The organism is Streptomyces sp. G45, from assembly GCF_049542095.1.
GTDB lineage: Bacteria > Actinomycetota > Actinomycetes > Streptomycetales > Streptomycetaceae > Streptomyces.
The window spans coordinates 2,538,390-2,564,352 of the sequence record NZ_JBMUZU010000001.1 but is presented as its reverse complement, the minus strand read 5'-3'; the positions used below and the strand labels follow the sequence as shown (position 1 = coordinate 2,564,352).

The window sequence follows — 25,963 nt, the reverse complement described above, 5'->3', positions numbered from 1 at the left end:
GGCTGCGCCCAGGAGCGCCGGGCGCCATGCCTGAAGGGTGCCGAGCGCCGCCCTCGGAGGGGCTGAGCCTCCGCGCCCGCCGGGCGCCGGGCGCCGCGCCGCGAGCGGTGCGCGCCCGCGACACGCGACGGCGCCGAAATCACGGCAAACCCCAGATCTAGTGGTTGGATTGGTGCCGCAGCCCACAAGTTGTGGTCCCCGGTCTTCCGGGCCTCCGGGCATCGCCTATGCTGGGGGCTGCTTCGAGGGGCTCAAGGGCCCGCTGAGGCCTCTGAGTCGTGCCGTTAAGGAGGGTTGGACGTTCCATGCACTGCCCCTTCTGCAGGCACCCCGACAGCCGCGTGGTCGACAGCCGCACCACGGATGACGGCACGTCGATCCGCAGGCGCCGTCAGTGCCCGGACTGCTCGCGCCGTTTCACGACGGTCGAGACGTGCTCACTGATGGTGATCAAGCGCTCCGGCGTGACCGAGCCCTTCAGCCGCACCAAGGTCATCAACGGCGTCCGCAAGGCATGCCAGGGGCGGCCCGTGACGGAGGACGCGCTGGCCCAGCTCGGCCAGCGGGTCGAGGAGGCCGTGCGCGCCACCGGAAGCGCCGAGCTGACCACCCACGACGTGGGGCTCGCCATACTCGGCCCGCTACAGGAGCTCGACCTCGTCGCCTACCTGCGCTTCGCGTCCGTCTACCGGGCGTTCGACTCGCTGGAGGACTTCGAGGCCGCGATCGAGGAGCTGCGGGGCCAGCGGGACGCACGGCGCGACGACGCGCCGGACAGCTCCGGCACGGAGCGTGCCGCGACCGGCCGCGGGCCCGGAGGGACTCCCGAAGTCCCGCAGCCTGCCACCGCCGCCGACTGACCGTCCCACGGACGGTACGACGGCGCACCAGACCTGTCGCGGGGTGCCCCTGAGAGGGGTGCCCGCGACACCAGACACACACCGTGCTGCGGGAAGAACGTGGCACTTCAGGGCGTTTTAGCCTGATACAGGGAGGCGGCATGACCGAGACGACGAGCGGCCCGGCACGAGGTTCCCGCGCCAAGGGATCCAAGGGCGCCAAGGGCCTGCGTATCGAACGCATCCACACGACCCCCGGCGTGCACCCGTACGACGAGGTGACCTGGGAGCGCCGCGACGTCGTCATGACCAACTGGCGCGACGGTTCGGTCAACTTCGAGCAGCGTGGCGTCGAGTTCCCCGACTTCTGGTCGGTGAACGCGGTCAACATCGTCACGAGCAAGTACTTCCGCGGCGCGGTCGGCACGCCGCAGCGCGAGGTGAGCCTGAAGCAGCTCATCGACCGCATCGTGAAGACGTACCGCAAGGCCGGTGAGGACTACAAGTACTTCGCCTCCCCCGCGGACGCCGAGATCTTCGAGCACGAGCTGGCGTACGCCCTGCTCCACCAGATCTTCAGCTTCAACTCCCCGGTGTGGTTCAACGTCGGCACGCCCCAGCCGCAGCAGGTCTCCGCCTGCTTCATCCTGTCCGTCGACGACTCCATGGAGTCGATCCTCGACTGGTACAAGGAAGAGGGCATGATCTTCAAGGGCGGCTCCGGTGCCGGCCTGAACCTCTCCCGCATCCGCTCTTCGAAGGAGCTGCTCTCCTCCGGAGGCAACGCCTCGGGTCCGGTCTCCTTCATGCGCGGTGCCGACGCCTCCGCCGGAACGATCAAGTCCGGTGGCGCGACGCGCCGCGCCGCGAAGATGGTCGTCCTCGACGTCGACCACCCGGACATCGAGGACTTCATCGAGACCAAGGTCAAGGAAGAGGAGAAGATCCGCGCCCTGCGCGACGCGGGCTTCGACATGGACCTGGGCGGCGACGACATCACGTCCGTCCAGTACCAGAACGCCAACAACTCGGTCCGTGTGAACGGCGAGTTCATGCGCGCCGTCGAGTCGGGCGGCAAGTTCGGCCTGCGCGCCCGCATGACCGGCGAGGTCATCGAGGAGGTCGACGCCAAGGCGCTCTTCCGCAAGATGGCCGAGGCCGCCTGGGCCTGCGCCGACCCCGGCATCCAGTACGACGACACCATCAACCACTGGCACACCTGCCCCGAGTCCGGCCGGATCACCGCGTCGAACCCGTGCAGCGAGTACATGCACCTGGACAACACGTCCTGCAACCTCGCCTCGCTGAACCTGATGAAGTTCCTCAAGGACGACGGCAAGGGCAACCAGTCCTTCGAGTCCGAGCGCTTCGCCAAGGTCGTCGAGCTGGTCATCACGGCGATGGACATCTCCATCTGCTTCGCGGACTTCCCGACCCAGAAGATCGGCGAGAACACCCGCGCCTTCCGCCAGCTCGGCATCGGCTACGCCAACCTCGGCGCCCTGCTGATGGCCACCGGCCACGCCTACGACTCCGACGGCGGCCGCGCCCTCGCCGGTGCCATCACGTCGCTGATGACCGGCACCTCGTACAAGCGCTCCGCGGAGCTCGCCGCGGTCGTCGGCCCGTACGACGGCTACGCCCGCAACGCCGAGCCGCACAAGCGCGTCATGAAGCAGCACGCCGACGCCAACGCCGCGGCCGTCCGCATGGACGACCTGGACACCCCGATCTGGGCCGCCGCCACGGAGGCCTGGCAGGACGTGATCCGCCTGGGCGAGAAGAACGGTTTCCGTAACTCCCAGGCCTCGGTGATCGCGCCGACCGGCACCATCGGTCTCGCGATGTCCTGCGACACCACCGGTCTGGAGCCGGACCTGGCCCTGGTCAAGTTCAAGAAGCTCGTCGGTGGCGGCTCGATGCAGATCGTCAACGGCACCGTCCCGCAGGCCCTGCGCCGCCTGGGCTACCAGGAGGAGCAGATCGAGGCGATCGTCGCCCACATCGCCGAGCACGGCAACGTGATCGACGCCCCGGGCCTGAAGACCGAGCACTACGAGGTCTTCGACTGCGCCATGGGTGAGCGCTCCATCTCCGCGATGGGCCACGTCCGCATGATGGCGGCCATCCAGCCGTGGATCTCCGGCGCGCTCTCCAAGACGGTCAACCTGCCGGAGACCGCGACCGTCGAGGACGTCGAAGAGGTCTACTTCGAGGCCTGGAAGATGGGCGTCAAGGCGCTCGCGATCTACCGGGACAACTGCAAGGTCGGCCAGCCGCTCTCCGCCAAGAAGAAGGAGGACGAGAAGGCCGAGGTGACCGAGAAGGCCGAGGCGACGATCCGCGAGGCCGTCGAGAAGGTCGTCGAGTACCGCCCGGTCCGCAAGCGCCTCCCGAAGGGCCGCCCCGGCATCACCACGTCCTTCACGGTCGGTGGCGCCGAGGGGTACATGACCGCCAACTCGTACCCCGACGACGGCCTCGGTGAGGTCTTCCTGAAGATGTCCAAGCAGGGCTCGACCCTCGCGGGCATGATGGACGCCTTCTCCATCGCCGTCTCCGTCGGCCTCCAGTACGGCGTGCCCCTGGAGACGTACGTCTCGAAGTTCACGAACATGCGCTTCGAGCCCGCGGGCATGACCGACGACCCGGACGTGCGGATGGCGCAGTCGATCGTCGACTACATCTTCCGCCGCCTGGCGCTGGACTTCCTGCCCTTCGAGACGCGCTCCGCGCTCGGCATCCACTCCGCCGAGGAGCGCCAGCGCCACCTGGAGACCGGTTCGTACGAACCGGCCGACGAAGACGTCGACGTCGAGGGCCTGGCGCAGTCCGCGCCGCGTCAGACGGAGACCCTGAAGGCGGTCGCCGCGCCCAAGGCGCAGGCCGAGGCTCCGGCCCCGCAGCAGGCGCACACCAGCGCCGAACTGGTCGAGATGCAGCTGGGCATCCAGGCGGACGCGCCGCTGTGCTTCTCCTGCGGTACGAAGATGCAGCGCGCCGGTTCGTGCTACATCTGCGAGGGCTGCGGCTCCACCAGCGGCTGCAGCTGACGCCGGGGGCACCTGAGGCGGCGGTGGGAACGCGGCTGCTGAGGGTGCCCGGGCTCCGCGCCTGACGGGCCCGGGGCCCGAGGGTCCGGCCTTCGTACCGGAGGTGTCCGGGCCCTGTGCCTGAGTGCTCGGGCTCCGTGCCTGGAGAGAGGGTGCCGACTGTCGGTCGGCGCCCTCTCGTCTGTCTGCCGCCGGGGGCAGCCGTCCGCGGGCCGGGTGTGACCGTCCGCCGCCGGGGGCTCACCGCGCTGTCAGCGCACGCTCCCCATTGCGGCAGCGAAGGCCGTCAGGTCCGTGTCGAAACCCTGGACCAGCTCGCGGAAGGACCACTGCCCGCCCTCGTCGCGGCGGAACTCGCCGACCACGGCGGCCGTGCATCCGGTCACGTCCGCGAAGCCGTTCTCAGCCAGGACCGTGTACCCGTCGCGGAAACGGACCGATGCGTTCAGTATGTCGTCGAACACCCGCCCCTCCGGGGGCTGCTGGATGGCCACGCCGATGACCACGCGCACATAGCGCTCGGCGAGCCGCCCCAGCTCAAGGACCATCACCTCGTCGTACCCGAAGCCCTGCCCCGTCTTGCTGTCGCGGCTGAGCGTGATCGTGCCGTCCGGGGAGCGGCTGTCGAAGTGGACCAGGTAGGCGGGGCTGCCGTGGGGGTCGTCAGAGGTGTACGTCGCAGCGATGATGTCCAGGTCGTGGGACGGTGCGCCGAGAGGGCTCGGGTCCCATTTCAGGCCGACCTCGACCTTCGTGAGTCCCTTCCTGATGCTGCTCACCGAACTCCCCCTCACCGTTGGCCGGTTACCAGTGCTACGGACACGCTACGGCCTGCCACTGACATCGGTGCCGTGAACCCCGCGCTTTGCACCCGGAGAGACCGCCGGGATCATTGGGGACATGACATGGAGCGGGGAAGAAGTTGACCTTGAGGCCTATTTCGCCCGGATCGGATACGTCGGATACGAGGGAGAGGCCAAGCCCGATCTGGCGACGCTGCGCGCGCTGCACCGGGGGCACGTGACGTCGATCCCCTTCGAGAACCTGGAGATCATGGTCGGCCGCCCGGTCGTCCTGGACGTCGCCGCCCTCCAGGACAAGATGGTCCACCGCAAGCGCGGCGGCTACTGCTACGAGCAGAACCTGCTGTTCGCCGCCGTACTGGAGCGGATCGGCTTCTCCGTGACCGGACTCGGCGCCCGCGTCAGGGCGGGGGCCAGCACCACGCGACCGGTCACGCACATGCTCCTCAAGGTGGAGGTGGACGGCGAGCCCTGGCACTGTGACGTCGGCTTCGGAGGAGAGGGCCTCCTGGAGCCGCTGCCGCTGCGCGACGGTGTCGACCTGCGCCAAGGAGAGTGGCGGTTCAGCCTGTTGCGCGAGACGGACGACGTGTGGGTGCTGCGGACCGAGCACGCTGACGGCTGGTTCGACCTCTACGCGTACACGCTGGCGGAGTGCCTGCCCGTCGACTACGTAGTGATGAACCACTTCACCTCCACCTACCCCAGGTCCGCGTTCATGCGGCGTCCCGTGCTCCAGCGGGCGACCGCGGAGGCGCGCCGCCGACTGACCGGCGCGCGACTGGCCGTCGCACGCTCCGACGGCTCGGTGGACGAACGGGACGTTCCGGTGGGCGAGTTGCGCACCCTGCTCACGGGAGAGTTCGGGATCGAGCTGGATGACGCCGACTTCGCGGAGCTGATCCGGGTGCACTACCCCCGAGCGTGACCAGGGCCACGCGCTGCGCCGTACGATGGCGCGGTGCTGGTCAAGTGGATTCGCTGCACCGTCGTGGACCGCCGGGGATTCGAGCGGGCGCAGCGAAAGTGGGCGGGGCTTCTGGGGGAGCCGGGATTCCGGGGACAGGGCGGAGGGTGGAGCCGTGGTCGGCCCGACGTGGCCCATGTCTTCGCGTTCTGGGAGAGCCGGGCCTTCTACGACTCCTTCATGGCGCGCTCGCACGACCGGCTCGCCGCCGCGCAGACGGGCACGTACAAGGACAGCGAGGTCAAGCTGTTCGAGTACCGCTTCGACGTGAAGACGGGCTTCGAGCCGCGCTTCACCGACGCCGACGTGGTGCGCGTGGCGCACTGCCGGGTCCATGAGGACCGGGTGGAGCACTTCGCGCTGATGCAGGAGAAGGTCTGGAACCCGGCCATGGCGGGCTCGCCCGGCATGGTCCGGGGCTCTTCGGAGAGGCCCCCGGACATGAGTTCCTGATCCTCTCGATGTGGCAGTCGGCCGCCGAACATGGCAAGTACCGCGTGGAGCGCGTGGAACGGCTGTCCCTGCGTGCGCAGACGGAGGCGGACATCGCGGGGCTCACGGGGGACGTCGTCGATCTGGAGCCTTCGTGGACGGTGTGAGGCACCAGGGGGCGTCAGCCGCGGTGGAACGCGCCCGCCCGGACCGCGGCCAGAGCCGCCGCCGCTGACTGGTCCGCGAGCGCCGTGTCGACCGGCTCCCGGGTGACGAACAGGCGGAGCATCAGCGGCGCCGAGACGGCCCTGACCAGCGCCGCCGCGTCGACTTCCGCGTCCGCCTCGCCGCGCTCCACCGCGCGCGTGACGACGGCCTCGCAGCGCGCGAAGCGTTCGGCGTAGAAGGCGCGCAGGGCGTCCGCCGCGCGCGGGGACTGGAACGCGGCGGCGACGAAGGCGGTCGGGGCGGCGGCCTTCTCCGGGTCCGCGAACGCGTCGGCCACCTCGCGGGCCAGGGCGCGCAGATCGCCCTCCAGGGAGCCCGTGTCCGGCGGTGTCCAGGTGTCCTCGCCCGCCAGGTCGAGCGCATCGGCCACCAGGCCCTCCAGGCCGCCCCAGCGCCGGTACAGGGTGGTCTTATGGACGCCGGAGTGCTCGGCGACGTACTCCACGGTGAGGCCCGGGTAGCCGTGGTCGCTGAGGCCGCTCAGGACGGCGTCGCGCACGGCGGCGCGGGTGCGGGCGGTGCGGCCGCCGGGGCGGCGGGTGCCGGGGGTGGGGGTGGGCGGCTTCGGGGGCGCGGTGGGTGCAGTGGGTGCGGTGGGTGCGGCGGGGGGCGCGTCCGAGGTCTTCGGAGGCCGCGCCTTCGCGGCCGCCTTCTTCGTGGGCCGCGCTTCTGCGCGCTGCGCTTCCGCAGGTTGCGCTCCCGCGGGTCGCATTTCCGTGCGCGGCGCCATCGTGGCCTGCTCCTTCGTACCGCGGTCGCTCATCTCCGTACCTCTGTCCCGTCCGTCTGCCGTGTGGTCGTCCATCTGCCAGGTGGTGCGCCCGTTCCCGTGCCGGGCGCCAGGGGGTGTCGTGCCAGCAACACTTAATTACAACTTATGTTGCGTTAGTGCGGGCGGCTGTGTCAGACTCGCTGTAATGCGACAAGCGTTGCGTTAGCTTGCTCGCGGTACGGCGTGGTGCATGCGATAGCGGGGGTGTTTTTGCCTACTCAGATCTCGGTGCGCGGTATGACCAAGACGCGCGGTGACCGGCTGATCTTCGACGGGGTCTCCTTCACGGTCCGCCCAGGCGAACGCGTGGGCGTGGTGGGGGAGAACGGCGCGGGCAAGTCCACGCTCCTGCACCTGCTGGCGGGCATCGAGAAGCCCGACGGCGGCGAGGTGGTGACCGTCGCGGAGGGCGGCGCCCGACTCCTCGCGCAGACGCCCCAGCTCCCCGGAGACCGCAGCGTCGGTGACGCGATCGACGTGGCCCTGGCCGACCTGCGCGCCATGGAGCGACGCCTGCGCGAACTTGAGGCGGATCTCGGTGGCGTGTCGGAGGCGTCCGGAGCGGCCCTTGAGGAGTACGGAGACCTGCTCACGGCCTTCGAGCTGCGCGGTGGATACGAGTCCGACGCGCGAGTCGACAAGGCCATGCACGGCCTCGGGCTCGCCCACATAGAGCGTGGGCGCGAACTGGGCAGCCTCTCCGGTGGTGAGCAGGCGCGCCTTGGCCTGGCCTGCCTGATCGCGGCCGCCCCTGAGGTGATGTTCCTCGACGAGCCGACCAACCACCTCGACGAGGCCGCGCTCGACTGGCTGGAGACCGCCCTGCTCGCCCACCAGGGCACGATCGTCGCCGTCTCCCACGACCGGACCTTCTTGGAGCGCGTGGCCACCGCGATCCTCGAAGTGGACGAGGCCCGCCGCACGGTCGTGCGCCACGGAGGGGGCTATCAGGGCCTGCTCGCCGAGCGCGCGGCGTCCCGGCAGCGCTGGGAGCAGGCGCACGCGGAATGGCGGGAGGAGGTTCGCCGCCTGGAGGAGTTCGCGGCGACCACGGCACACGCGGTGGCAGGCGGCCGCCCGATCAAGGACAACAACAAGATGGCGTACGACCGCGCCGGAGGCCGCGTCCAGGCCTCCATCGCGGGCCGTGTCCGCAACGCTCAGGAACGGCTGCGCCGTCTGCGCGAGCACCCGGTGCCGAAGCCGCCAGAGCCGCTGCGCTTCGCCGCCCGACCGGCCACCGGGGCTGCCGAGGGGCACCTGGTGACGCTGCGCAACGTGCGCGTCGGCGACCGGCTCCAAGTGGCGGAGCTGACCGTGACCGCGGGCGAGCGGCTGCTCATCCACGGCGGCAACGGCGCGGGGAAGTCCACGCTGCTGCGCACCATGGCGGGGGTGCTCGAACCGGACGAGGGCTCGGTCGTCCGCCGCGGCCGCATCGGCTATCTGGCGCAGGAGATCCCCGTACGCCGCCCCACCGAGCGGGTCCTGGAGGCCTTCGGCAGGGGCCTGCCGCTCACTGAGGAGGAGCAGTCCGAGCTGCTGCTCTCCTATGGCCTCTTCCACCCCCGCGACCTCCATGTCCCCGTCGGCTCGCTCTCCGCCGGGCAGCGGCGGAGGCTCGGCCTCGCCCGGCTGCTCGCCAGGCCCGCCGACCTGCTCCTGCTGGACGAGCCCGCCAACCACCTCGCCCTGACCCTGGTCGAGGAACTGGAAGAAGCACTCGACCAATGGCCCGGCGCCCTCGTGGTCGTCTCCCACGACCGCCACCTACGCCGCCGCTTCACGGGCCGAATACGCCGGATGGAGGCCGGTCGGCTACCCGGCTGAGCCAGCCGCGCCGCACCCGATCTAGGGTCGAGCCATGGCACGACCCCGGCGCATCGTCCTCGTCCGGCACGGCGAGTCGGTCGGCAACGCCGACGACACCGTGTACGAGCGCGAGCCCGACCACGCGCTGGCCCTCACCGACACGGGGTGGCGGCAGGCGGAGGACACCGGCAAGCGCCTGCGGGACGTGTTCGGCCAGGAGCGGATCAGCGTGTACGTCTCGCCGTACCGCCGCACCCACGAGACCTTCCGCGCGCTGCGCCTCGACCCCCACCAGGTCCGTGTACGCGAGGAGCCGAGACTGCGGGAGCAGGACTGGGGGAACTGGCAGGACCGCGACGACGTCCGCCTCCAGAAGGCCTACCGCGACGCCTACGGGCACTTCTTCTACCGCTTCGCCCAGGGCGAGTCCGGCGCCGACGTCTACGACCGGGTCGGCTCCTTCCTGGAGAGCCTGTTCCGCAGCTTCGAAGCCCCCGACCATCCGCCGAACGTGCTCCTGGTCACTCACGGTCTGACCATGCGGCTGTTCTGCATGCGCTGGTTCCACTGGTCGGTGGCCGAGTTCGAGTCGCTGTCCAACCCGGGCAACGGCGAGACACGGACACTGCTCCTCGGGGAGAACGGCAAGTACACCCTCGACCGGCCGTTCGACCGCTGGCGGGAGCCAGAGCCGTACGGCATCACCGGATAGAGTGACAGGGCGATGACCGCTGACCTCTCTCCCGACTGGCGCCTGGACCGCGCCCTGGCCAGCCTGCGCGGTCTGGCGGTGGGAGACGCGCTGGGCTCCCAGTTCTTCACGCCCGCGCACTACCCGCTGCTCAAGCGCCGCGAGCTGCCCGACGACCCCTGGCCCTGGACCGACGACACCGAGATGGCCTGTTCCGTCCTGGCCGTCCTCGCCGACCACAGCAGGATCGACCAGGACGCGCTGGCCCGCTCCTTCGCCGACCGGCAAGACGCCGACCGCGGCTACGGCCCCGCCGTGAACCGGCTGCTCGGCCAGATCCGGGACGGCGGGGACTGGCGTGAGCTGGCATCCGCCCTGTTCAAGGGGCAGGGCTCCTGGGGCAACGGCGCCTCCATGCGGATCGCCCCGCTCGGCGCCTGGTACGCGGACGACCCGGAGCAGGCGACCCACCAGGCGGAGATCTCCGCCTACACCACCCATCAGCACCGGGAAGCCGTCGTCGGCGCCATGGCGGTCGCCGCGGCGGCGGCACTGGCTGCCGACCCCGCGGGTCCGCCCGCCTCCAAGGCGCTGCTCGACGGCGTGATCGCCCTGGTGCCCCGCAGTGCCGTGGAGGCGGGGCTGCGGCGAGCCCGCGACATGCTCGACTACGCCGACGCGGGGACGGTCGCCGCCGTCCTGGGATGCGGACGCCGTACGACCGCGCACGACACCGTGCCCTTCGCCCTCTGGTCGGCCGCTCGCGCGCTGGACGACTACGAGCAGGCCTTCTGGACCACGGCGGCGGTAGGCGGCGACATGGACACGACCTGCGCGATCGTCGGGGGAGTCGTCGCCGCGGCGGGCTCGGCGCCGCCCGCCCAGTGGCTGGAGCGGACCGAGCCGCTGCCCGCCTGGGTGCCGGTCGCCTGAATCGGCGCCTGAACCGGCGGTGGCCGGTGCCTCCTGGGACTCGGACTGCTGCCTTCAGGGAACGGGACGGCGGGAACGGGGTGGCTCCGTGCGTGCCGGGCCTGGCCCCGCCGTCGCGGACGGCCCGGCACACACGGCCCCCGTCAGCCCCCCGCTGGACCTGCCGCCTCCGCCGTACCGGCGAGCGCGTCCAGGTCGCTCTTCCGTACTCGGATCACCAACAAGGCGGTGGCCAGGGCGAGTACGGCCATGCCGACGGCCGGGATGAAGGCCGTGGAGATGCCCTCGGAGAGCACCTCGTGACCCCACGGCGGCGGCAACTCATGCGACTTGGCGAATTCGGCCTTCTGCTCCGGTGAGGCCTTCGCCATGAAGTCCGGTATCTGCTCCTTGGCCTCGTCCCGGCTCGCCGTGCCGAAGACCGTGGTCAGGATGGACAGGCCCAGTGAACCGCCCACCTGCTGCGTCGCGTTGAGCAGGCCGGAGGCGGCACCCGCCTCGTGCACGGCGACGCCGGAGACCGCGGTCAGCGTGAGCGTCACGAAGTTCAGCCCCATGCCGAAGCCGAACAGCAGCATCGGGCCGAGCACCCCACTGACGTACGAACTGTCCGGAGTGATGAACGTCTGCCAGCCAAGGCCCAGCGCGACGATCGCCGAGCCCGTGACCATGAACGGCTTGGGGCCGAGCGTCGGCAGCAGCCGCTGGGAGAGGCCCGCACCGATCACGATCGCCGCGGTGACGGGCAGGAAGGCCAGACCCGCCTCGATCGGGGTGTAGTCCAGCACGTTCTGAACGAAGAGCACGATGAAAAAGAAGATGCCGAACATCGCCGCGGCCAGGCTCAGCATGATCACGTAGGTGCCGGAGCGGTTGCGGTCGGCGAACATCCGCAGCGGAGTGATCGGCTCCTTGGCGCGGCTCTCGATGAACACGAAGGCGAGCAGCAGGACGGCCGCTACACCGAACGAGCCCAGCGTGACACCGTCGCGCCAGCCCTCCTCGGACGCCCGGATGAACCCGTAGACCAAGGCGGCCATGCCGACCGTCGACGTGAGCGCGCCCACGAAGTCGAAGCGTCCCGGATGGCGCTCGGATTCGCTGATGTAGAGCGGCGTCAGGAACGCGATGAGCACGCCGATGGGCACGTTCACGAACAGCACCCAGCGCCAGTCCAGCCACTCCGTGAGCATGCCGCCCGCTAGCAGGCCGATCGCGCCGCCGCCCGCGGAGACGGCCGCGAACACGCCGAAGGCGCGGTTCCGCTCGGGGCCCTCGGGGAAGGTCGTCGTGATCAGCGCGAGCGACGTGGGCGAGGCGATGGCGCCGCCTATGCCCTGAAGGGCCCGCGCGGCCAGCAACTGCCAGGGTTCCTGGGCGAATCCACCGAGCAGCGAGGCGACGGTGAACAGCAGGATGCCCGTCATGAACACCCGTCGACGGCCCAGGATGTCGCCTGCCCGGCCGCCGAGGAGCAGCAGCCCGCCGAAGGTGAGCGTGTACGCGCTGACGACCCAGGTCAGGTCGGTCGTCGAGAAGTCGAGCGCGTCCTGGATGTGCGGAAGCGCGATGTTCACAATCGTCGCGTCCAGGACCACCATGAGCTGGCAGGCGGCGATGATGGTGAGGGCCACTCCCCGGTGCGCCTCTCGACGGGCCGCACCTGGCTTTTGATCTTGCTTTAACTGAGAGGTTGTCACTATGGATCCCCCACAAGTGCGTTAGTGAACGCGCCCGTTCACTGTCGCGTCCTACGGTAGTGAATCCCGCTCAGGGAACGCAAGCGTTCACTGGCATCGTCTCGATTGCTCAACGGAGAGATGTAGATGGCTACTTCGCGTTGGACGGCCGCTTCCGCTCAGGCGGTCGCCTCGCGTCGTCGAGGGCCCGTGCTGGAGCGCGCGATCCTGGAATCCGCGCTGGAGCAGCTGAGCACCGTCGGCTGGAACGGGCTGACGATGGAGGGAGTGGCCGCGGGCGCGCAGACGGGCAAGGCCGCGGTGTACCGCCGCTGGCCCTCCAAGGAGGACCTCGTCGTCGACGCCCTGGAGGCCAGCCTGCCCAAGCTCGACGAGGTGCCCGACTGCGGCAGCGTGCGCGAGGAGCTGCTGCAGCTGTGTCGCCAGATGCGCGAGGCGATGACGTCCCGCCCCGGCTACGCCCTGATGTCCGTGCTTCACGAGTGCGACATGGCAACCGTCGAGCGCTTTCACGGCGTGGTCTTCGAAGGCGTCATACAGCCGGGCGTGGAGTTGATCAGGCGCGTGATGCGCCGCGGGATCGAGCGCGGGGAGGTGCGCTCCGGGGCTACGGACGCGTACGTCTGCGATGTGATCCCGGCGATGATGATGTACCGCTCCAAGGTGTGCGGAAGCGAATGGTCCGACGAGGAGTTCGTCGCCCTCGTCGACCAGGTCATGATGCCGCTGCTGCGCCCGTGAGCTCGACGGGGCCGCGACCGCGACCGCCTGGCGCGGGGCGGCTCTGGCCGTAGCGGGAGGGGGTGCCCCGTCCAGGGCGGTCCCCGTCCAGGGCGGTGGAACGGTTACCTCCGGGGCGGCGGAGCGATCGCCTCCGAGGTGTCGGAACGGATGCCTCCAAGGCGGCGGAATGGCTTCGTCCGGGGCGGTGGAACGGCCGGGTCCGAGGTCGCGGAGCGGCTCCGTCCGAGGCGGGCCGGGCGGAGCCGTGGCTCACACCTGGCCCGGCGCGGCGATCCGGGGTGTCGCGAGTGGTCGTCGGCGGCGTACGCTGTCTGGCGCCATGCCGTACGAAGCACCCACTCACACCGTCGAGCGCTCCCTGCGCGCCACCACTGGAGCGAAGATCGTCGCCGGTGTCGACGAAGTCGGCCGTGGGGCGTGGGCAGGGCCCGTCACCGTCTGCGCGGCGGTCACGGGACTGCGCAGGCCACCCACCGGGCTCACGGACTCCAAGCTGATCAGCCCCAAGCGGCGGGCCGAGCTCGCCGAGGAGCTGACGGGCTGGGTCACGGCGCACGCGCTGGGTCACGCTTCGCCCGAGGAAATCGACGACCTCGGAATGACTGCCGCGCTGCGGCTCGCCGCCGTGCGCGCGCTGGAGGGCCTGCCGGTCCGCCCGGAAGCGGTCATTCTCGACGGGAAGCACGACTACCTCGGAGCGCCGTGGCGGGTACGTACGGTGATCAAGGGTGACCAGTCCTGCGTGGCCGTCGCCGCGGCGTCGGTGATCGCCAAGGTGCAGCGCGACAAAATGATGGCCGAACTGGGCATCGAGCATGCAGACTTCGGTTTTGCGGCCAACGCCGGTTATCCGTCGCCGGTGCACAAGGCCGCGCTGGCGGAACGGGGCCCACTCCGTACCACCGGCTTTCGTGGGCGTATCTTGATGCGCTGCCCCAGTGGCGGCACCTCAAGAAAGTCCGCAACTGTGCGGAGGGAAACGTTCCGGAAATCGAGGGCCAGCTCGGCTTTGAGTTCTGATGTTTTCCGCAGTTCCGGTCGCACTCATGTGCCACCCGCCGACGCGTGTCGCATCGGCGTTTGATAAATAACTACGCATGCCTCTCATTCCCGAGGAGCCTCAGATTCACGAGAGTGCCCAGGGTCCCCGCGCCACTCCGGCCAACGGCCGTACCGCGCCGACCCCTCGCCCCGTACCCGGCCCCCGTCCCGCGGCTCCGCCGCGGCCCGGCCGCCCGGGTCCCGCACGGCCGATGCCGCCCGCGCAGCGCGCGGCGCGTGACTCGGCCGCCAAGCCCGGGCCGCAGGCCCAGGCCCCCGCGCCCGGGCCGTCCGCCCCGGCCGCACCCCGAGCTTCCGCCAACGACAGCGCCACGGTTCCGCAGATCCAGCTGATCCCGGCTTCCGCTGAAGGCGCCTTGGACGCCGCCGAGGAAGCCGTCGACCTGCTGCTCGACTCGGGCCGTGCCCCCGGCGACATCCTGGTGATCACCACCGGCGAACCGCACCCGTGGGCCGCGCACGAGCTGTCCTTCGGCGAGGACGCCTACTGGACCCAGCACGACGCTGGTGACGACGTCTTCTACGCCGATGCCGCCGCCCTGTCGCGAGCCGCGACCCGCCCCGTGGTCGTCGTGGCCGTGAACGGCGGAGGCGACGACACCGCGGTCGCTGCCCTGCCGACGGCGCTGACCCGTGCCGGGACGCTGCTGATCGTCTGCGGCGATCCGAAGCGCATCAACGCCATGCTGGGCGCGGGCGTCTGACGCCTCCGCCCGGCGGGTGCGTCACGCCCGGCGTGATGGGTCGCGCTACCGTCGGCGGCGCGGCTGCCGCGCTGTCGGCCGTGCGCTACGCCGCGCTCGGTCGTGGTCGCGGTCGTGTCATGGCGTTGCGGTGTCGCGGCGCTGCGCACGGTGCACGCTGTGACGTGTGCGGCAGGTGTGATGCGTGCGGTAGGTGTGACGTACGTGGTGCCGGTCTCGGTCGGCTCACGCTGCCAGGGGGTCGGGCTTGCGTGCGTACGGCCCGGCATGACTCGTCGGTCGACCCGCGTGTGCGCGAGGTGCACGGGCCGCGGCGCGTAGGGCGGACGGCGCGTAGGCGGACGAGGCGGTCCCCGCGAGCGTCGGCGGCGGCTCCACCCCAGCCTGGTGGCACGTGCCACGGCGGCCGGTCGAAGCGCCCAGCGCCCTGCCTCTCCTGAGTGGCTGCTGATCCGCTCGACGGCACTGGCCGGGCCCGGCTCGACGGTCACACTTCAGGGGCTGCCCCTGGCACCGCCAGCCGTTGGCGTGGCCCATCATCCGTGATGCGTCGGCACGCTCACGTCGTACGCGGTACGCACCCAGCCCAGCACCCCGCACGCGTCGGCCCACCCAAGCCGGGCCAGTGCGCCGGGACGCGCACCTCAGCGCGCTGCCACGCGACGCAGCGCCTCCGATGCCGCTCCGCTGGCGCGGGGCTGCCGCGGCTCGGGGTCCCCGAGGCCCTCAGGCTGTGAGGAGGCGGTCGGCCGTCGCCCTCCGCGGCCTTCGCCGAGCACCTGCCAGCCGTCCCGGGTCAGCGTGATGTAGGCGCCGCAGCGCAGCCCGTGCAGGGTGCAGGCGTCCCGCAGCCCCCACATCCACGCGCCGTCCTCCTGCGTCCAACGCGCGTCCCCCTCACGGCAGTAGAGCAGCACCGCCGTGCGCACCGGCGTGCGGCGGCGCAGGTCGTGCGGGATGACCCGACGCAGCTGGGCGAGCAGCGCGTTGCGGAACACCCAGCCGTCCGCCGCGCTCGCCCGCCGCGCGAACGACGCGGAGGCTCGCACGCGTTCCTCCGGATCGAGCACGGCGACGACCGCGGTGGCGGGGGTCGGTCGATGGCGGCTGTGCAGACCGCTCACGACCTCACGCGGGTTCCTCAGCAACGGGATCTCGGCGGCTGACCACTCTGACAGCTCCAGCATCCGGGTCGGCAGGTCGCTGGAATCGGGCATCGCGGCAGCGGAGAGGGGTTCCGACGACGATGCCGCAGCGGACGGAGCGAATCCGAAGGTCACGGTCCTCCCTTCGGCTACACGCCTCTACTGAGGGCGGGGTCGGACTGGGGGAGCGCACCGCGACACAGCCCTACCGGACCACGGGAGCCGCGCGGGAGCGCTTCAATTCTTCCCGTCGTACTGGCTTGCGGCAACGAGCAATTGACGCCGCTGGCCGGTATCCGGTGATACGTCTCGCATATCCCTGCCCAAGCCGACCCACATCAATGCCTGGTCACCCTTGCACGGCCAGGACCAGTGGCAACACCCCCTCGGCACCCGCCCGGCGGAGCAGTCGCGCGGCCACCGCGAGTGTCCATCCGGTCTCCATGAAGTCATCCACCAACAGGACGGGGCCCCGTGCCTCCTGGAGGGCCTCGGCCAGTGCGGGCGACAGGGTGAGCGCGCCGTCCAGAGCACGCAGGCGCTGAGCGCTGTTGCTCCGGGGCACGCGTGCCTCCGCGGCCTCGGAGGTGTACTCGATCGAGCCGAGCAGCGGCAGGCGCCCGATCTCCGCGATCCGAGCCCCCAGGGACTGGATGAGCTGGGGCCTGGCACGGGAGGCCGTGGTCACCACGCCCACCGGGCGGGGCCCCGCGTCAGCGGCGCCCGATGCCCAGCCGCCCGGCCCCTTGGCCCAGTCGGACAGGACTTCGACGACGGCCTTCGTGACATCGTCGGGCACCGGCCCGTCCGGCGCCTGGGGCGCGAGCATCGGACGGAGCCGGTTGCCCCAGCCGATGTCGGAGAGGCGGCCCAGGGCCCGCCCCGGGGAGGCCTGCTCGCTGGCGGGGATGCGGCCCTTGAGGGGCATGCCCACGGCCGTGAGCCCGGTCGGCCACATCTTCCTCGGCTCGACGTCCACCCCGGGGCGGGCGAGCTCACCGCGGGCCGACTCCAGCGCGGTCGACGACACGGCGTCGTCGAAGCGGCTGCCCGCGCAGTTGTCGCACCGCCCACACGGCGCGGCCTGTTCGTCGTCGAGCTGGCGGCGCAGGAACTCCATGCGGCAGCCGGTCGTGGCGGCGTACTCCCGCATCGCCTGCTGCTCCGTCTGCCGCTGCTTGGCGACCCACTGATAGCGCTCGGTGTCATACGTCCAGGGCATGCCCGTGGCGATCCACCCGCCCTGCACGCGCCGGACCGCTCCGTCGACATCGAGCACCTTGAGCATCGTTTCGAGCCGCGAGCGGCGCAGCTCCACGAGCGGCTCCAGCGCGGGGAGCGACAACGGCCGGTCCGCCTCCGCCAGAACGTTCAGCGTGCGGCGCACCTGCTCCTCGGGCGGGAAGGCGAGTGAGGCGAAGTAGTCCCAGATCGCCGCGTCCTCCTTGCCGGGCAGGAGCAGGACCTCGGCATGGGCCACTCCACGACCGGCGCGGCCCACCTGCTGGTAGTAGGCGATCGGTGACGAAGGGGAGCCGAGGTGGACGACGAAGCCCAGGTCCGGCTTGTCGAAGCCCATGCCGAGCGCGGACGTGGCCACCAGCGCCTTCACGCGGTTGGCGAGCAGGTCCTCCTCCGCCTGCTGGCGGTCCGCGTTCTCGGTCCGCCCGGTGTATGAGGCCACCGTGTGGCCGCGCTGGCGCAGGTAGGCGGTGACCTCCTCGGCGGCGGCGACCGTGAGGGTGTAGATGATCCCAGAGCCCGGAAGATCGTTGAGGTGGTCCGCCAGCCACGCCAACCGGTGTGCGGCATTGGGCAGTTGGAGCACGCCGAGACTGAGGCTCTCGCGGTCCAGCGGCCCCCTCAGGACCAGGGCGTCCGACCCGCCGCCGGTGCCGAGCTGGTCGGCGACGTCCGCCGTCACGCGCGCGTTGGCCGTGGCCGTCGTGGCCAGGACCGGGACGCCCGGCGGGAGCTCGGCCAGCATCGTGCGCAGACGGCGGTAGTCGGGCCGGAAGTCATGCCCCCAGTCGGAGATGCAGTGCGCCTCATCGACGACGAGGAGGCCCGTCGCCGCGGCGAGCTTGGGCAGGACCTGATCACGGAAGTCCGGATTGTTGAGCCGCTCCGGGCTGACCAGCAGCACGTCCACCTCGCCCGCGGCCACCTCCGCCTGGATCGTCTCCCACTCCTCCGTGTTGGACGAGTTGATCGTCCGGGCGTGGATACCGGCGCGCGCGGCCGACTCCACCTGGTTGCGCATGAGCGCGAGCAGCGGAGAGACGATCACTGTCGGCCCGCTGCCTCTCTCCCGCAGCAGCGCTGTCGCCACGAAGTACACCGCGGACTTGCCCCACCCCGTGCGCTGCACGACCAGGGCCCGGCGCTTCTCGGCGACGAGCGCCTCGATCGCGCGCCACTGGTCCTCGCGCAGCCGCGGGCCCTCCGGCGAGGGCTTACCGGCGGATGCGGCGGAGGGGCTGCCGACGAGGCGGGCGAGGACGGCATCGGCCGCTGTGCGCAGGTCTTCGTTGCTCATGGCTCCATGCAACCCGATGGGTCCGACATTCGGCCAACGGGTCCGCCAGTCTGTGGATAACCCTTGATGTGCCCCTGATCAGGGTTATCCACAGGCTCAACCGGAACAAAGGAATCCGGTGCAGAGTCGGCGTATGACGAATCACAGCGAACGGGCCGACGAGGCCCCCGAGTCCGTCGTCACCCTCCGCACGCCCGCCGAACTGGCCGACGCCTTGCCGTACTTGCTCGGATTCACGCCCGAGGACAGCATCGTCCTCATCGCCCTGCACGGCCCGCGTGGCCGCTTCGGCGGGCGTGTGCGCATCGGCATCCCGGAGCGTGCCGACGACTGGCAGTCCGTCGCGAAGGAACTGGCGCAGTGCCTGGTGAGCGGCTGCCAGCAGCGCGAGGCCCGGCCCGACGGGGTCGTCGCCTTCCTCTGCCAGGAGCCGGGAGGGTCCGCGGGGACACCTCCGGGCGGCAGGTGATGGCGCGCCTCAAGCCCCTGGCCCAGGAACTGCGCACGGCGTGCGGCAGCCTCGACGTCCCGGTCCTCGAAGTCGTCTGCATCTCCGACGGCCACTTCTGGACCTACTGCTGCCCGAACCAGCGCTGCTGCCCGCCCGAAGGCGTCCCCCTGCTCCCGGCGGGCACCTCGGTCCTGGCGGCGGCCACCGTGTACGCCGGGTACCAGGTGGGACCGGCCCAGGGGCAGATCAGGGCGCGGCTCGCACCATGGCGGACCGCTGCCGCGGCGGAGCAGGAGCAGATGCTGCACGCCGTGAGCTTCACGCTCGTGCCGAGGATCCTGTCCGAGGCGGACCATGGCGAGGTCGCGACCGAGACCCTGGACCTGGCGGACCGGCTCATGGCGCGCTTCGCCACCGCCCCACCGATCCTCGACCCGCTGGAAGCGGACCTTCAGGACGACGCGCTGATCAGCCACGATGAGGCCGCCGCCCTGATCCTCGGCCTCCAGGACCGCTCGACGCGCGACCGGGCGGCGGAGTGGATGGAGGGCGACGAGGCGGCTTGCGCACTCCGGCTGTGGCGGGCGCTGGCCCGTCGGTGCGTCGGCGCCTTCCGGGAGCACGCCGCCGCGCCCCTGACGCTCGCGGGCTGGGTGGCCTGGTCGCTCGGAGATCTCGCCGAAGGCCAGGAAGCCCTGACCATGGCCCTGATCGCCGACCCTCGCTACGCCTTCGCGCTCCTGCTGCACCCTGTGTGCAGCGCGGACGGAGACCCGGAGCCGATCCGCCGCATCCTGCGCGGAGAGCGGGCTCAGCGGGAGGCCGCGAACGCGCGCCGCGATCAGCGCGTCCTCAAGTCCGCTGTCGCGCACAACGCGGAGGCAGGGGCCGAGGCGCGAGCGGGCCTGAAGGCCGAGGCGCCGGATGCGTGGGCCATGGACGCGGACTCGTTCGGCGACTCGCCGGAACAGGCGGAGGCCGATGACCGCGTGAGCGGCGCTGCCGCTGCCGCCGGTAGGGGCGCCGAAGGCGACGGGATCGCGGAAAGCGGCGGAACTGCCGCAACCGGCGGCGGATCCGTGGGTGGGGCCCAGGACGAGGTCGCCGTCGTCGCTGCCGGGTCCGCGGGCGGCGGCGACTCCGTGACGGGCGCCGGGGGCGGCCCCGCGCCGCGCGGGCACCGCCGCTCTCCCCGGCCCGCAGCCCGGGACTCCCGCGCTACGGGCGCCGCGGGAAGGGGCCCCGGCCGAGGAGCCGTCGACCGGGCGGGCACGGGACCGCAGAACCGCCGCCGCACCCTCCGGCGCAGCGCCAGGAACGGCCGGTGACCAGGCGTGCCAGGCACCGGCTGACCTGGCCGGTGCCAGCACGCGCGGCGGCGATCGCCCGGAGAGTACGCCGCCAGATGGGCGGCTTCCTGGAGTCCGTGCGTGACTTGGGGCGACCCAGCGCCGTTCACCTGAGTGGCGGTATCCCTGTCCGGGGCGTGCCGCCGTTCCGTGATCGAGTCTCCGTAGCGCAGACACCGCAGAAGAGGCTGTCCCATGTCCGTTCCCGCCTCGTCTCCCGTCTCCCGCAGATCCGAGCGAGCCGACAGCACGGAGCCCGACGGCCTCCGTCCACCCCTCTCGGCCTCCAGACGGCCACCCGGCGCCAAGCCCCCGCCGCCCCCAGGGCGCGGCCCGGCGGTGCTGCCCCTGCGCACACGTCCCTGATCTGCGTGGCCCTGCCCGCACTGGCGGTCTCCACGGACCAGGGGCAGATGAACGGCCAGGGACTCGAAGGGTTCTACCGCGCGGGGCGTCGGCTCTTGTCCCGGTGCCAGGTGCGCGTGGCCGGGCGCGAGCCGGTCGCCGTGCAGGCCCGGATGCTCTCGGCGGACAGCGCCCGCTTCGTGGCGACCGTCCTTCCCTCAGCCGACGGGGGACCGGACCCGGACGTCGTGGTCGAGCGGACCCGCCACGCCGACGGAACGGAACGGATCACGCTGCGCAGCGCGGCCAGCCGCCCTCTGCGCCTGCCCATCGAAGTGTCCCTGGGCACGGACCTGGCGGAACTCGGCGCGGTCGCGTCCGGCAGGGCAGGACCCGAACTGCCCGCCAGCGTCCACGACTCCGGGATGCGCTGGTCCTCAGGGACGGGTCACTGCATGGTCACGGCCGTCCCAGCGCCCAAGGACGCGCTGGCCTCAGCGGGGCTGCTGCGCTGGGAGCTGCACCTGGCGCCGGGCGGCACCCAGAGCGTGGAGCTGCGGGTGCGCCCCGACGGGGGCGGGCCGGTCCGGGCCGTGGGGCACGGGGCGACCAGCCCGCTCTCCTCGGCCCGCGCCGCGGGCGACGACCCTGCGGCGCAGCGCCTGCTCGACGCGTCCGTCGCGGATCTGAGAGCACTGCTGCTGCGCGATCCCGCCCACCCCGCAGATGTGTACGTCGCGGCGGGCGCCCCTTGGCGCTGCGGCCTGGCCCCGGCCGAGGCGCTCACCACGGCCCGGATGGCGCTGCCGCTCGGCACGCGGCTCGCGGTGGGGACGCTGCGCACGCTCGCTCGGGGCCAGCTCACGGAAGCGGGGCCGCGCACGGGCATGATCCCGGGACCGATACGAGACGCCGGACCCCACCTCCCGCCCAGCTGCACGGGGATCGAGGCCACCCTGCTCTTCCCCGCGCTCCTGGCCGAGGCCTGGCGCTGGGGCACGCCGGAGAAGGACGTCGAGGAACTGCTGCCCCCGGCGGAGCGGTGCCTGCGCTGGCTGCTCGGCGCTGTCGAGGACGGAGAGTTCGTGCGGGACCCCCACCCCGACCGGCGCTCCGACGGGCTCGCGCGCTGCGAGATCCAGGCCCACGCGCACCGGGCAGCACTCCTCGGAGCCGATCTGCTCGACGGCCACGGGCGTGCTGGCGGCGCGGACCTGCGCGCGTGGGCCGGGCGGATGCGCGCCCGGTTCCGCGAGGAGTTCTGGCTGGCGGACCGGGTCGGCGGCCGACCGGCGGCGGCCCGCCTCGGCGACGGCCGACCCGTGCCGTTCCTCACCGGAGGCGCGGCCCACCTCCTGGACACGGGCCTGCTCGGGTCCGGCGCGCTCGCCCCCGGACTGCTGGACAAGGTGCAGACCGAGCAGCTCGCCAGGCTGCTCGGCGGGCCCGCCATGGACTCGGGCTGGGGGCTGCGCAGCCTGGGCGCGAAGGAAGCGGCGTACAACCCCTTTGGGCACCGCGGGGGAGCCGTACGCGTTCACGAGACGGCGGTCGCCGTCTCCGGACTGGCCGCCGCTGGCTACGAGAAGGAGGCCGGTTCGCTGCTGCGCGGAGCGCTGGCCGCGGCCATGGCCTTCGAGTGCAGGCTGCCGGAGATGTACGGGGGCGAGCAGCGGTCGGAAGGCGGCGCTCCGCTGCCGCACCCCGCGGCCTGTCGGCCCGCAGCTATCAGCGCGGCGGCGGGTGTGCAGCTCCTGACGGGGCTCGCGGGTATGCGTCCCGACGCCCCGGCGGGCACGGTGACCTTGCGGCCGGTCCGCAGCGCGCCGCTGGGTGAGGTCGGGCTGACGGGCCTGCGGGTGTCGGGGGCTCCGTTCTCGGTACGGGTGAGCAGGCTGGGGCTCGCCATGGTCGAGGAAGCAGCCGACGGGCTTCAGTTGGGGGTGTGATGGCGCGCAGTGGCGGTGTGGGGGACCTGGTGGGCCGGACTGACGGCTCCGCGGGAACAGGGCCGGAAGGGAATGCCGTAGGAGGTGTTTATCGTCAGGCAGACGACTATGATCGCGGCATGTCGCCCTACGACCCGTCGGCCTTCCCGCCCTTCGCTGTCACCGTCGATCTGGTCGTGCTGACCGTGCGCCGCCACGCCCTGTGCGCGTTGGCCGTACGTCGCGGTGAGCCGCCGTTCCAGGGGCGTTGGGCGCTGCCCGGAGGGTTCGTGCGGCCCGATGAGGACCTGTCGGCGGCCGCGGCCCGGGAACTGGGTGAGGAGACGGGGCTCTGCGCCCATGACCCGGACAGTCCGGTTCAGGCCAATGGCGCGCACCTGGAACAGCTCGCTACGTACGGCGACCCGAAGCGTGACCCGAGGATGCGCGTGGTCAGTGTCGCGCACCTCGCGCTCGCCCCGGATCTGCCCGCGCCGCGGGCGGGCGGCGACGCGAACAGCGCGCGCTGGGCCCCGGTCGAGGCCCTGCTCCACCAGGGTGGCTATGGGAGAGAGGGCGAGCAGGCGGCACCGCTGGCCTTCGACCACGCGCAGATCCTGGCGGACGGAGTGGAGCGCGCGCGTTCGAAGATCGAGTACTCGTCTCTGGCCACGGCGTTCTGCCCGCCCGAGTTCACGGTCGGTGAGCTGCGCCGGGTGTACGAGGCCGTATGGGGCGTGGCGCTCGATCCGCGCAACTTCCACCGCAAGGTCACGGGCACCCCCGGATTCCTCGTGCCCACCGGCGGAACGACGACCCGCCAGGGCGGTCGCCCGGCTCAGCTCTTCCGGGCGGGTGGAGCGACGCTCCTCAACCCGCCGATGCTGCGGCCGGACGTCTGATCCCACGCCGTTCCCGGCCTGCGGGGAGGCACCACACTCCTTCGCCCGGCGCGCGTCCCGCCGTCCCAAGGGCGCGCCTGCGTGAACGTGTCGATGGACGCGGGGCGCATGTCGCGACGCATGCCTGTCGCCCTGTCGTGCAGCCGTGCTGGGCTGTCCGCACGCCTGCCTCGGCCCCTGCCCGTCCGCCAGCTGGCTTGACGCACGTCCTCGCCGTGAGGCTCGTGCCCGAACGCGGCACGCGGACCGCTGCCCCCGGCGCCTCTGGCGCCCGGCCGACGGGCGCTGTTGTGCGTGCCGGATCCCGCGGATGACACCTGCGGCCCATGTCGTCAGCGAAAAGCCGGAAATGTCGCGTTATCTTGCTGCGGTACCCACGGGGCTGGTCCGTCCCCGATCCGGCGGACCCAACCCGGCCGCCGAGCGGTCGCACATCCTGCGAGAGAAGCGATGATCCAGGCCATCGGACTGACCAGCAACCCCCGCAAGGAGCACCCACCCGCCGTCGACGACGTGTCCTTCGAGGCGCGGCCGGGTCGCGTCACCGCGCTGCTCGGCGCCCCGGGCGCGGGCAAGACGACGGCGCTCAGGCTGATGCTCGAACTCCAACAGGGCCGTGGCATCACCTACTTCAGAGGCCGCCCACTGCATCGCGTCGCCCATCCGTCCCGCGAAGTGGGCGTTCTGTTCGGCGACGTGCCCGGCAACCCGGCCCGTACGGTCCGTGGGCATCTGCGGATGCTGTGTGCGGCGGTTGGGGTGCCGGTACACCGTGCTGACGACGTGCTGGAGGCCGTGGGACTGGTCAGCCTGCGCGATCAGCGGCTCGGCACGCTGTCGCGGGGCATGGACCGCCGTCTCGGCCTGGCCTGCGCGCTGCTCGCCGATCCGCACGCACTCGTGCTCGACGGGCCCACCGAGGGGTTGTCGGCACGGGAGAGCGGCTGGCTGCACGGCGTTCTGCGAGCGCATGCCGCTCGGGGCGGCACCGTCCTGTTCTCCACGGGCGATCCCAAGGAGGCCGCGCGGGCCGCCGACTGGGTCGTCACGTTGGAGGCGGGCAGGTTGGTCGCGGATCAGGGCGCGGCGGAGTTCGCCCGTACCCGCCTCAGGCCCCGGGTGGCCGTGCGCAGCCCCTATGCGGCGCGCCTCGCCGCGCTGTTGACCAAGGAGGCCCGTTCGCGCCGCCAGCCCGTCGAGGTGGCCAAGGAGGGCGGAACGAGGCTCTCAGTGTACGGAAGTACGTGCGCGGAGGTGGGGGAGACCGCGTTCCGCCACGGGATCCTCGTTCACCAACTCGCCGACGAGATCGGGGATGCGGGGCCGCCTGCCCGTACCGATCCTCCAGCGAATGCTGAGACGGAGCTGAACGATTCTGCGGGTGTCAACGCTGAGCCCGAAACGCCGTCCCTACGTGAGGGCGCATCGGCCACTGAACTGCCGCCGGTCGCAGCGCAGTGCGAGTCCGCTGGAGGTGGTGCGCAGCAGCAAGGCAGCACTCAGGGGCCTGCCGACTCCTCTGCTGGGGGCCCGCTTTCCCTTGCTGAGGACCCGCGCCCCGTAGAAGTGGCCTCCGCACCCCAGCCAGAGACTGACGCGGCGGCGCCCGCCAGCACGCCCGTCACCCCACTAACCTCAGTCACCTCATACGCATCAACAGCGTCCCTCGCCCCATTGCCACCCCCCATCACGGTCCGCGCCACACCCCGACCTCTGCGTCCGCTGCGCTACGAACTGCGCCGCGCCACCGGGGTCGCTGTCGGATACCTCACGGCGGCCGCCGTCCTCGCCGCGTCCGCGATCCTCAGCGTCTTCCTCGCCCGGACCGGACACACCCCTCAGGCGCGCCTGCTCGCCGCGTGGCCCGACGAACTTCCCCTGCCACCCGCCGCCCTTGGGGCGGGACTGCTCGGCGCGCTCGCCTTCGGAGAGGAGTTCCGCTACCCCGCCCTGGCCACGGATCGCGGCACCGTGCCCCGCCGCATCGGCCTCCTCGCCGCGAAGCTCGCCGTCGCCACCGCCACCGCTCTGCTGCTGGCCGCCCTCACGGTGGGCTTCGATGCCGCGCTGCTTCACCTTGTATACGGCGGAGAACTCACGGAAGTTCCCGCCGACTGGCCTACGTTGAGCGCGAGTTGGATCTCCCTGCTGGTGGCCTGCGCCTGGGCGGGGGTGCTCGCCGCGGGTGTGTTCCGGTCCACGACCGCCGGGCTGGCCGCCGTGCTCGCGGTGCCCATCGTCGTCGTACCGCTCGTGCAGAAGGCTCTGGAGGGCCCGACCGTGCGGTCGGCGGCCGGGCTGCCGACGCGCCTGCGCGAGCTGACCCTGGTGGAGTGGCCGTTCGGCGCCGAACGCTATCTGGCCGCCGGGCTGCGGATGCTGGCCCAACCTGTCGGCGGCGCACTGACGTTGTCGCTGACCGCACTGCTCTGCGCTTACCTGCTCACGGCGGTGCGCAGCAGGGCCCGCTGACAGGGGTCCGCTCCCGCCCGCGCCTCTGTGCAGACCGTGTATCGCCCACTCCGTAGCGCATCCCGTCTCTCCTTGGTGCGCGTTCTGCGCAC

At 71.7% G+C, this 25,963-nt stretch carries 18 protein-coding genes and 2 pseudogenes; 15 read left to right on the top strand and 5 right to left on the bottom strand.

Features of this window, described 5'->3' with window-relative positions; genetic code table 11:
* Positions 1 to 305 precede the first annotated feature (305 nt).
* Positions 306 to 860: a transcriptional regulator NrdR gene (nrdR, locus tag ACOBQU_RS10115; protein WP_423625943.1), complete on the top strand. Its 555-nt coding sequence runs from the start codon at positions 306 to 308 to the stop codon at positions 858 to 860.
* Positions 861 to 1,000: 140 nt separating this feature from the next.
* Entirely contained in the window at positions 1,001 to 3,892 is a 2,892-nt protein-coding gene (locus ACOBQU_RS10110; protein ID WP_423625941.1) for a vitamin B12-dependent ribonucleotide reductase, read from the top strand.
* A gap of 251 nt (positions 3,893 to 4,143) precedes the next feature.
* Here ACOBQU_RS10110 and ACOBQU_RS10105 read toward each other — a convergent pair whose 3' ends face one another.
* A complete protein-coding gene (locus ACOBQU_RS10105; protein WP_423625939.1) occupies positions 4,144 to 4,671 on the bottom strand; it encodes a TerD family protein in 528 nt (175 codons plus the stop codon).
* Between the two features lie 121 nt (positions 4,672 to 4,792).
* Between ACOBQU_RS10105 and ACOBQU_RS10100 the strand changes: the two genes are divergently transcribed.
* Positions 4,793 to 5,623, top strand: a complete 831-nt coding sequence (locus ACOBQU_RS10100) for an arylamine N-acetyltransferase family protein (RefSeq protein WP_423625938.1) — start codon at positions 4,793 to 4,795, stop codon at positions 5,621 to 5,623.
* Positions 5,624 to 5,656: 33 nt separating this feature from the next.
* Positions 5,657 to 6,261: pseudogene (locus ACOBQU_RS10095) on the top strand (YdbC family protein).
* A 14-nt stretch (positions 6,262 to 6,275) separates the two neighbouring features.
* On the opposite strand, the gene ACOBQU_RS10090 reads toward ACOBQU_RS10095, so the two are convergent.
* Positions 6,276 to 7,085: a TetR/AcrR family transcriptional regulator C-terminal ligand-binding domain-containing protein gene (locus ACOBQU_RS10090; RefSeq protein ID WP_423625936.1), complete on the bottom strand. Its 810-nt coding sequence runs from the start codon at positions 7,083 to 7,085 to the stop codon at positions 6,276 to 6,278.
* 219 nt (positions 7,086 to 7,304) lie between these two features.
* Between ACOBQU_RS10090 and abc-f the strand changes: the two genes are divergently transcribed.
* The 3 genes from abc-f to ACOBQU_RS10075 are packed head-to-tail and all read left to right on the top strand — an operon-like array spanning position 7,305 to position 10,530.
* On the top strand, positions 7,305 to 8,924 hold the full coding sequence (abc-f, locus tag ACOBQU_RS10085; protein WP_423625935.1) for a ribosomal protection-like ABC-F family protein: 1,620 nt from the start codon (positions 7,305 to 7,307) through the stop codon (positions 8,922 to 8,924).
* Between the two features lie 34 nt (positions 8,925 to 8,958).
* The gene (locus ACOBQU_RS10080; protein ID WP_423625933.1) at positions 8,959 to 9,618 is read left to right on the top strand and encodes a histidine phosphatase family protein; all 660 of its coding nucleotides are present in this window, start codon (positions 8,959 to 8,961) and stop codon (positions 9,616 to 9,618) included.
* Positions 9,619 to 9,630: 12 nt separating this feature from the next.
* Positions 9,631 to 10,530 (top strand): ADP-ribosylglycohydrolase family protein, encoded by a 900-nt coding sequence (locus tag ACOBQU_RS10075; protein WP_423625931.1) that lies wholly within the window; start codon positions 9,631 to 9,633, stop codon positions 10,528 to 10,530.
* A 143-nt stretch (positions 10,531 to 10,673) separates the two neighbouring features.
* Here ACOBQU_RS10075 and ACOBQU_RS10070 read toward each other — a convergent pair whose 3' ends face one another.
* Positions 10,674 to 12,230, bottom strand: a complete 1,557-nt coding sequence (locus ACOBQU_RS10070; protein WP_423625930.1) for an MFS transporter — start codon at positions 12,228 to 12,230, stop codon at positions 10,674 to 10,676.
* A gap of 126 nt (positions 12,231 to 12,356) precedes the next feature.
* On the opposite strand from ACOBQU_RS10070, the gene ACOBQU_RS10065 reads away from it, so the two are divergent.
* From ACOBQU_RS10065 to ACOBQU_RS10055, 3 genes and pseudogenes are all read left to right on the top strand, one after another.
* A complete protein-coding gene (locus ACOBQU_RS10065) occupies positions 12,357 to 12,971 on the top strand; it encodes a TetR/AcrR family transcriptional regulator (RefSeq protein WP_423625928.1) in 615 nt (204 codons plus the stop codon).
* 322 nt (positions 12,972 to 13,293) lie between these two features.
* Positions 13,294 to 13,994 (top strand): annotated as a pseudogene (locus ACOBQU_RS10060) (ribonuclease HII).
* A 77-nt stretch (positions 13,995 to 14,071) separates the two neighbouring features.
* Positions 14,072 to 14,740 carry a hypothetical protein gene (locus ACOBQU_RS10055; RefSeq protein WP_423625926.1) on the top strand — a complete coding sequence of 223 codons (669 nt, stop codon included), beginning with the start codon at positions 14,072 to 14,074 and terminating at the stop codon, positions 14,738 to 14,740.
* A gap of 644 nt (positions 14,741 to 15,384) precedes the next feature.
* Here the strand turns inward: ACOBQU_RS10055 and ACOBQU_RS10050 are convergent.
* A complete protein-coding gene (locus ACOBQU_RS10050; protein ID WP_423625924.1) occupies positions 15,385 to 16,020 on the bottom strand; it encodes a hypothetical protein in 636 nt (211 codons plus the stop codon).
* 214 nt (positions 16,021 to 16,234) lie between these two features.
* Entirely contained in the window at positions 16,235 to 18,424 is a 2,190-nt protein-coding gene (locus ACOBQU_RS10045) for a RecQ family ATP-dependent DNA helicase (RefSeq protein ID WP_423625922.1), read from the bottom strand.
* A gap of 133 nt (positions 18,425 to 18,557) precedes the next feature.
* Between ACOBQU_RS10045 and ACOBQU_RS10040 the strand changes: the two genes are divergently transcribed.
* The 5 genes from ACOBQU_RS10040 (at position 18,558) to ACOBQU_RS10020 (ending at position 25,871) form a co-directional block, all read left to right on the top strand.
* Positions 18,558 to 18,893 carry a DUF4192 family protein gene (locus ACOBQU_RS10040; RefSeq protein WP_423625921.1) on the top strand — a complete coding sequence of 112 codons (336 nt, stop codon included), beginning with the start codon at positions 18,558 to 18,560 and terminating at the stop codon, positions 18,891 to 18,893.
* Positions 18,893 to 20,203, top strand: coding sequence for a DUF4192 domain-containing protein (locus ACOBQU_RS10035; protein ID WP_423625919.1), 1,311 nt, complete (start codon positions 18,893 to 18,895; stop codon positions 20,201 to 20,203). Before ACOBQU_RS10040 ends, ACOBQU_RS10035 begins: the two co-directional genes overlap by 1 nt.
* 392 nt (positions 20,204 to 20,595) lie before the next feature.
* Positions 20,596 to 22,518, top strand: coding sequence for a glycogen debranching N-terminal domain-containing protein (locus ACOBQU_RS10030; RefSeq protein WP_423625917.1), 1,923 nt, complete (start codon positions 20,596 to 20,598; stop codon positions 22,516 to 22,518).
* A 119-nt stretch (positions 22,519 to 22,637) separates the two neighbouring features.
* A complete protein-coding gene (locus tag ACOBQU_RS10025) occupies positions 22,638 to 23,399 on the top strand; it encodes an NUDIX hydrolase (protein WP_384795701.1) in 762 nt (253 codons plus the stop codon).
* A gap of 450 nt (positions 23,400 to 23,849) precedes the next feature.
* Positions 23,850 to 25,871 carry an ATP-binding cassette domain-containing protein gene (locus tag ACOBQU_RS10020; RefSeq protein ID WP_423625914.1) on the top strand — a complete coding sequence of 674 codons (2,022 nt, stop codon included), beginning with the start codon at positions 23,850 to 23,852 and terminating at the stop codon, positions 25,869 to 25,871.
* The last annotated feature ends 92 nt before the right edge of the window (positions 25,872 to 25,963 follow it).

Excerpts from the sequence above, each read along its gene's own strand:
- ACOBQU_RS10020 (WP_423625914.1), top strand. The coding sequence starts at position 23,850 with ATGATCCAGGCCATCGGACTGACCAGCAACCCCCGCAAGGAGCACCCA.
- ACOBQU_RS10110 (WP_423625941.1), top strand. The coding sequence starts at position 1,001 with ATGACCGAGACGACGAGCGGCCCGGCACGAGGTTCCCGCGCCAAGGGA.
- ACOBQU_RS10045 (WP_423625922.1), bottom strand. The coding sequence starts at position 18,424 with ATGAGCAACGAAGACCTGCGCACAGCGGCCGATGCCGTCCTCGCCCGC.
- ACOBQU_RS10040 (WP_423625921.1), top strand. The coding sequence starts at position 18,558 with ATGACGAATCACAGCGAACGGGCCGACGAGGCCCCCGAGTCCGTCGTC.
- ACOBQU_RS10100 (WP_423625938.1), top strand. The coding sequence starts at position 4,793 with ATGACATGGAGCGGGGAAGAAGTTGACCTTGAGGCCTATTTCGCCCGG.
- ACOBQU_RS10025 (WP_384795701.1), top strand. The coding sequence starts at position 22,638 with ATGTCGCCCTACGACCCGTCGGCCTTCCCGCCCTTCGCTGTCACCGTC.
- ACOBQU_RS10075 (WP_423625931.1), top strand. The coding sequence starts at position 9,631 with ATGACCGCTGACCTCTCTCCCGACTGGCGCCTGGACCGCGCCCTGGCC.
- ACOBQU_RS10080 (WP_423625933.1), top strand. The coding sequence starts at position 8,959 with ATGGCACGACCCCGGCGCATCGTCCTCGTCCGGCACGGCGAGTCGGTC.
- ACOBQU_RS10090 (WP_423625936.1), bottom strand. The coding sequence starts at position 7,085 with ATGAGCGACCGCGGTACGAAGGAGCAGGCCACGATGGCGCCGCGCACG.
- ACOBQU_RS10065 (WP_423625928.1), top strand. The coding sequence starts at position 12,357 with ATGGCTACTTCGCGTTGGACGGCCGCTTCCGCTCAGGCGGTCGCCTCG.
- nrdR (WP_423625943.1), top strand. The coding sequence starts at position 306 with ATGCACTGCCCCTTCTGCAGGCACCCCGACAGCCGCGTGGTCGACAGC.
- ACOBQU_RS10055 (WP_423625926.1), top strand. The coding sequence starts at position 14,072 with ATGCCTCTCATTCCCGAGGAGCCTCAGATTCACGAGAGTGCCCAGGGT.
- ACOBQU_RS10035 (WP_423625919.1), top strand. The coding sequence starts at position 18,893 with ATGGCGCGCCTCAAGCCCCTGGCCCAGGAACTGCGCACGGCGTGCGGC.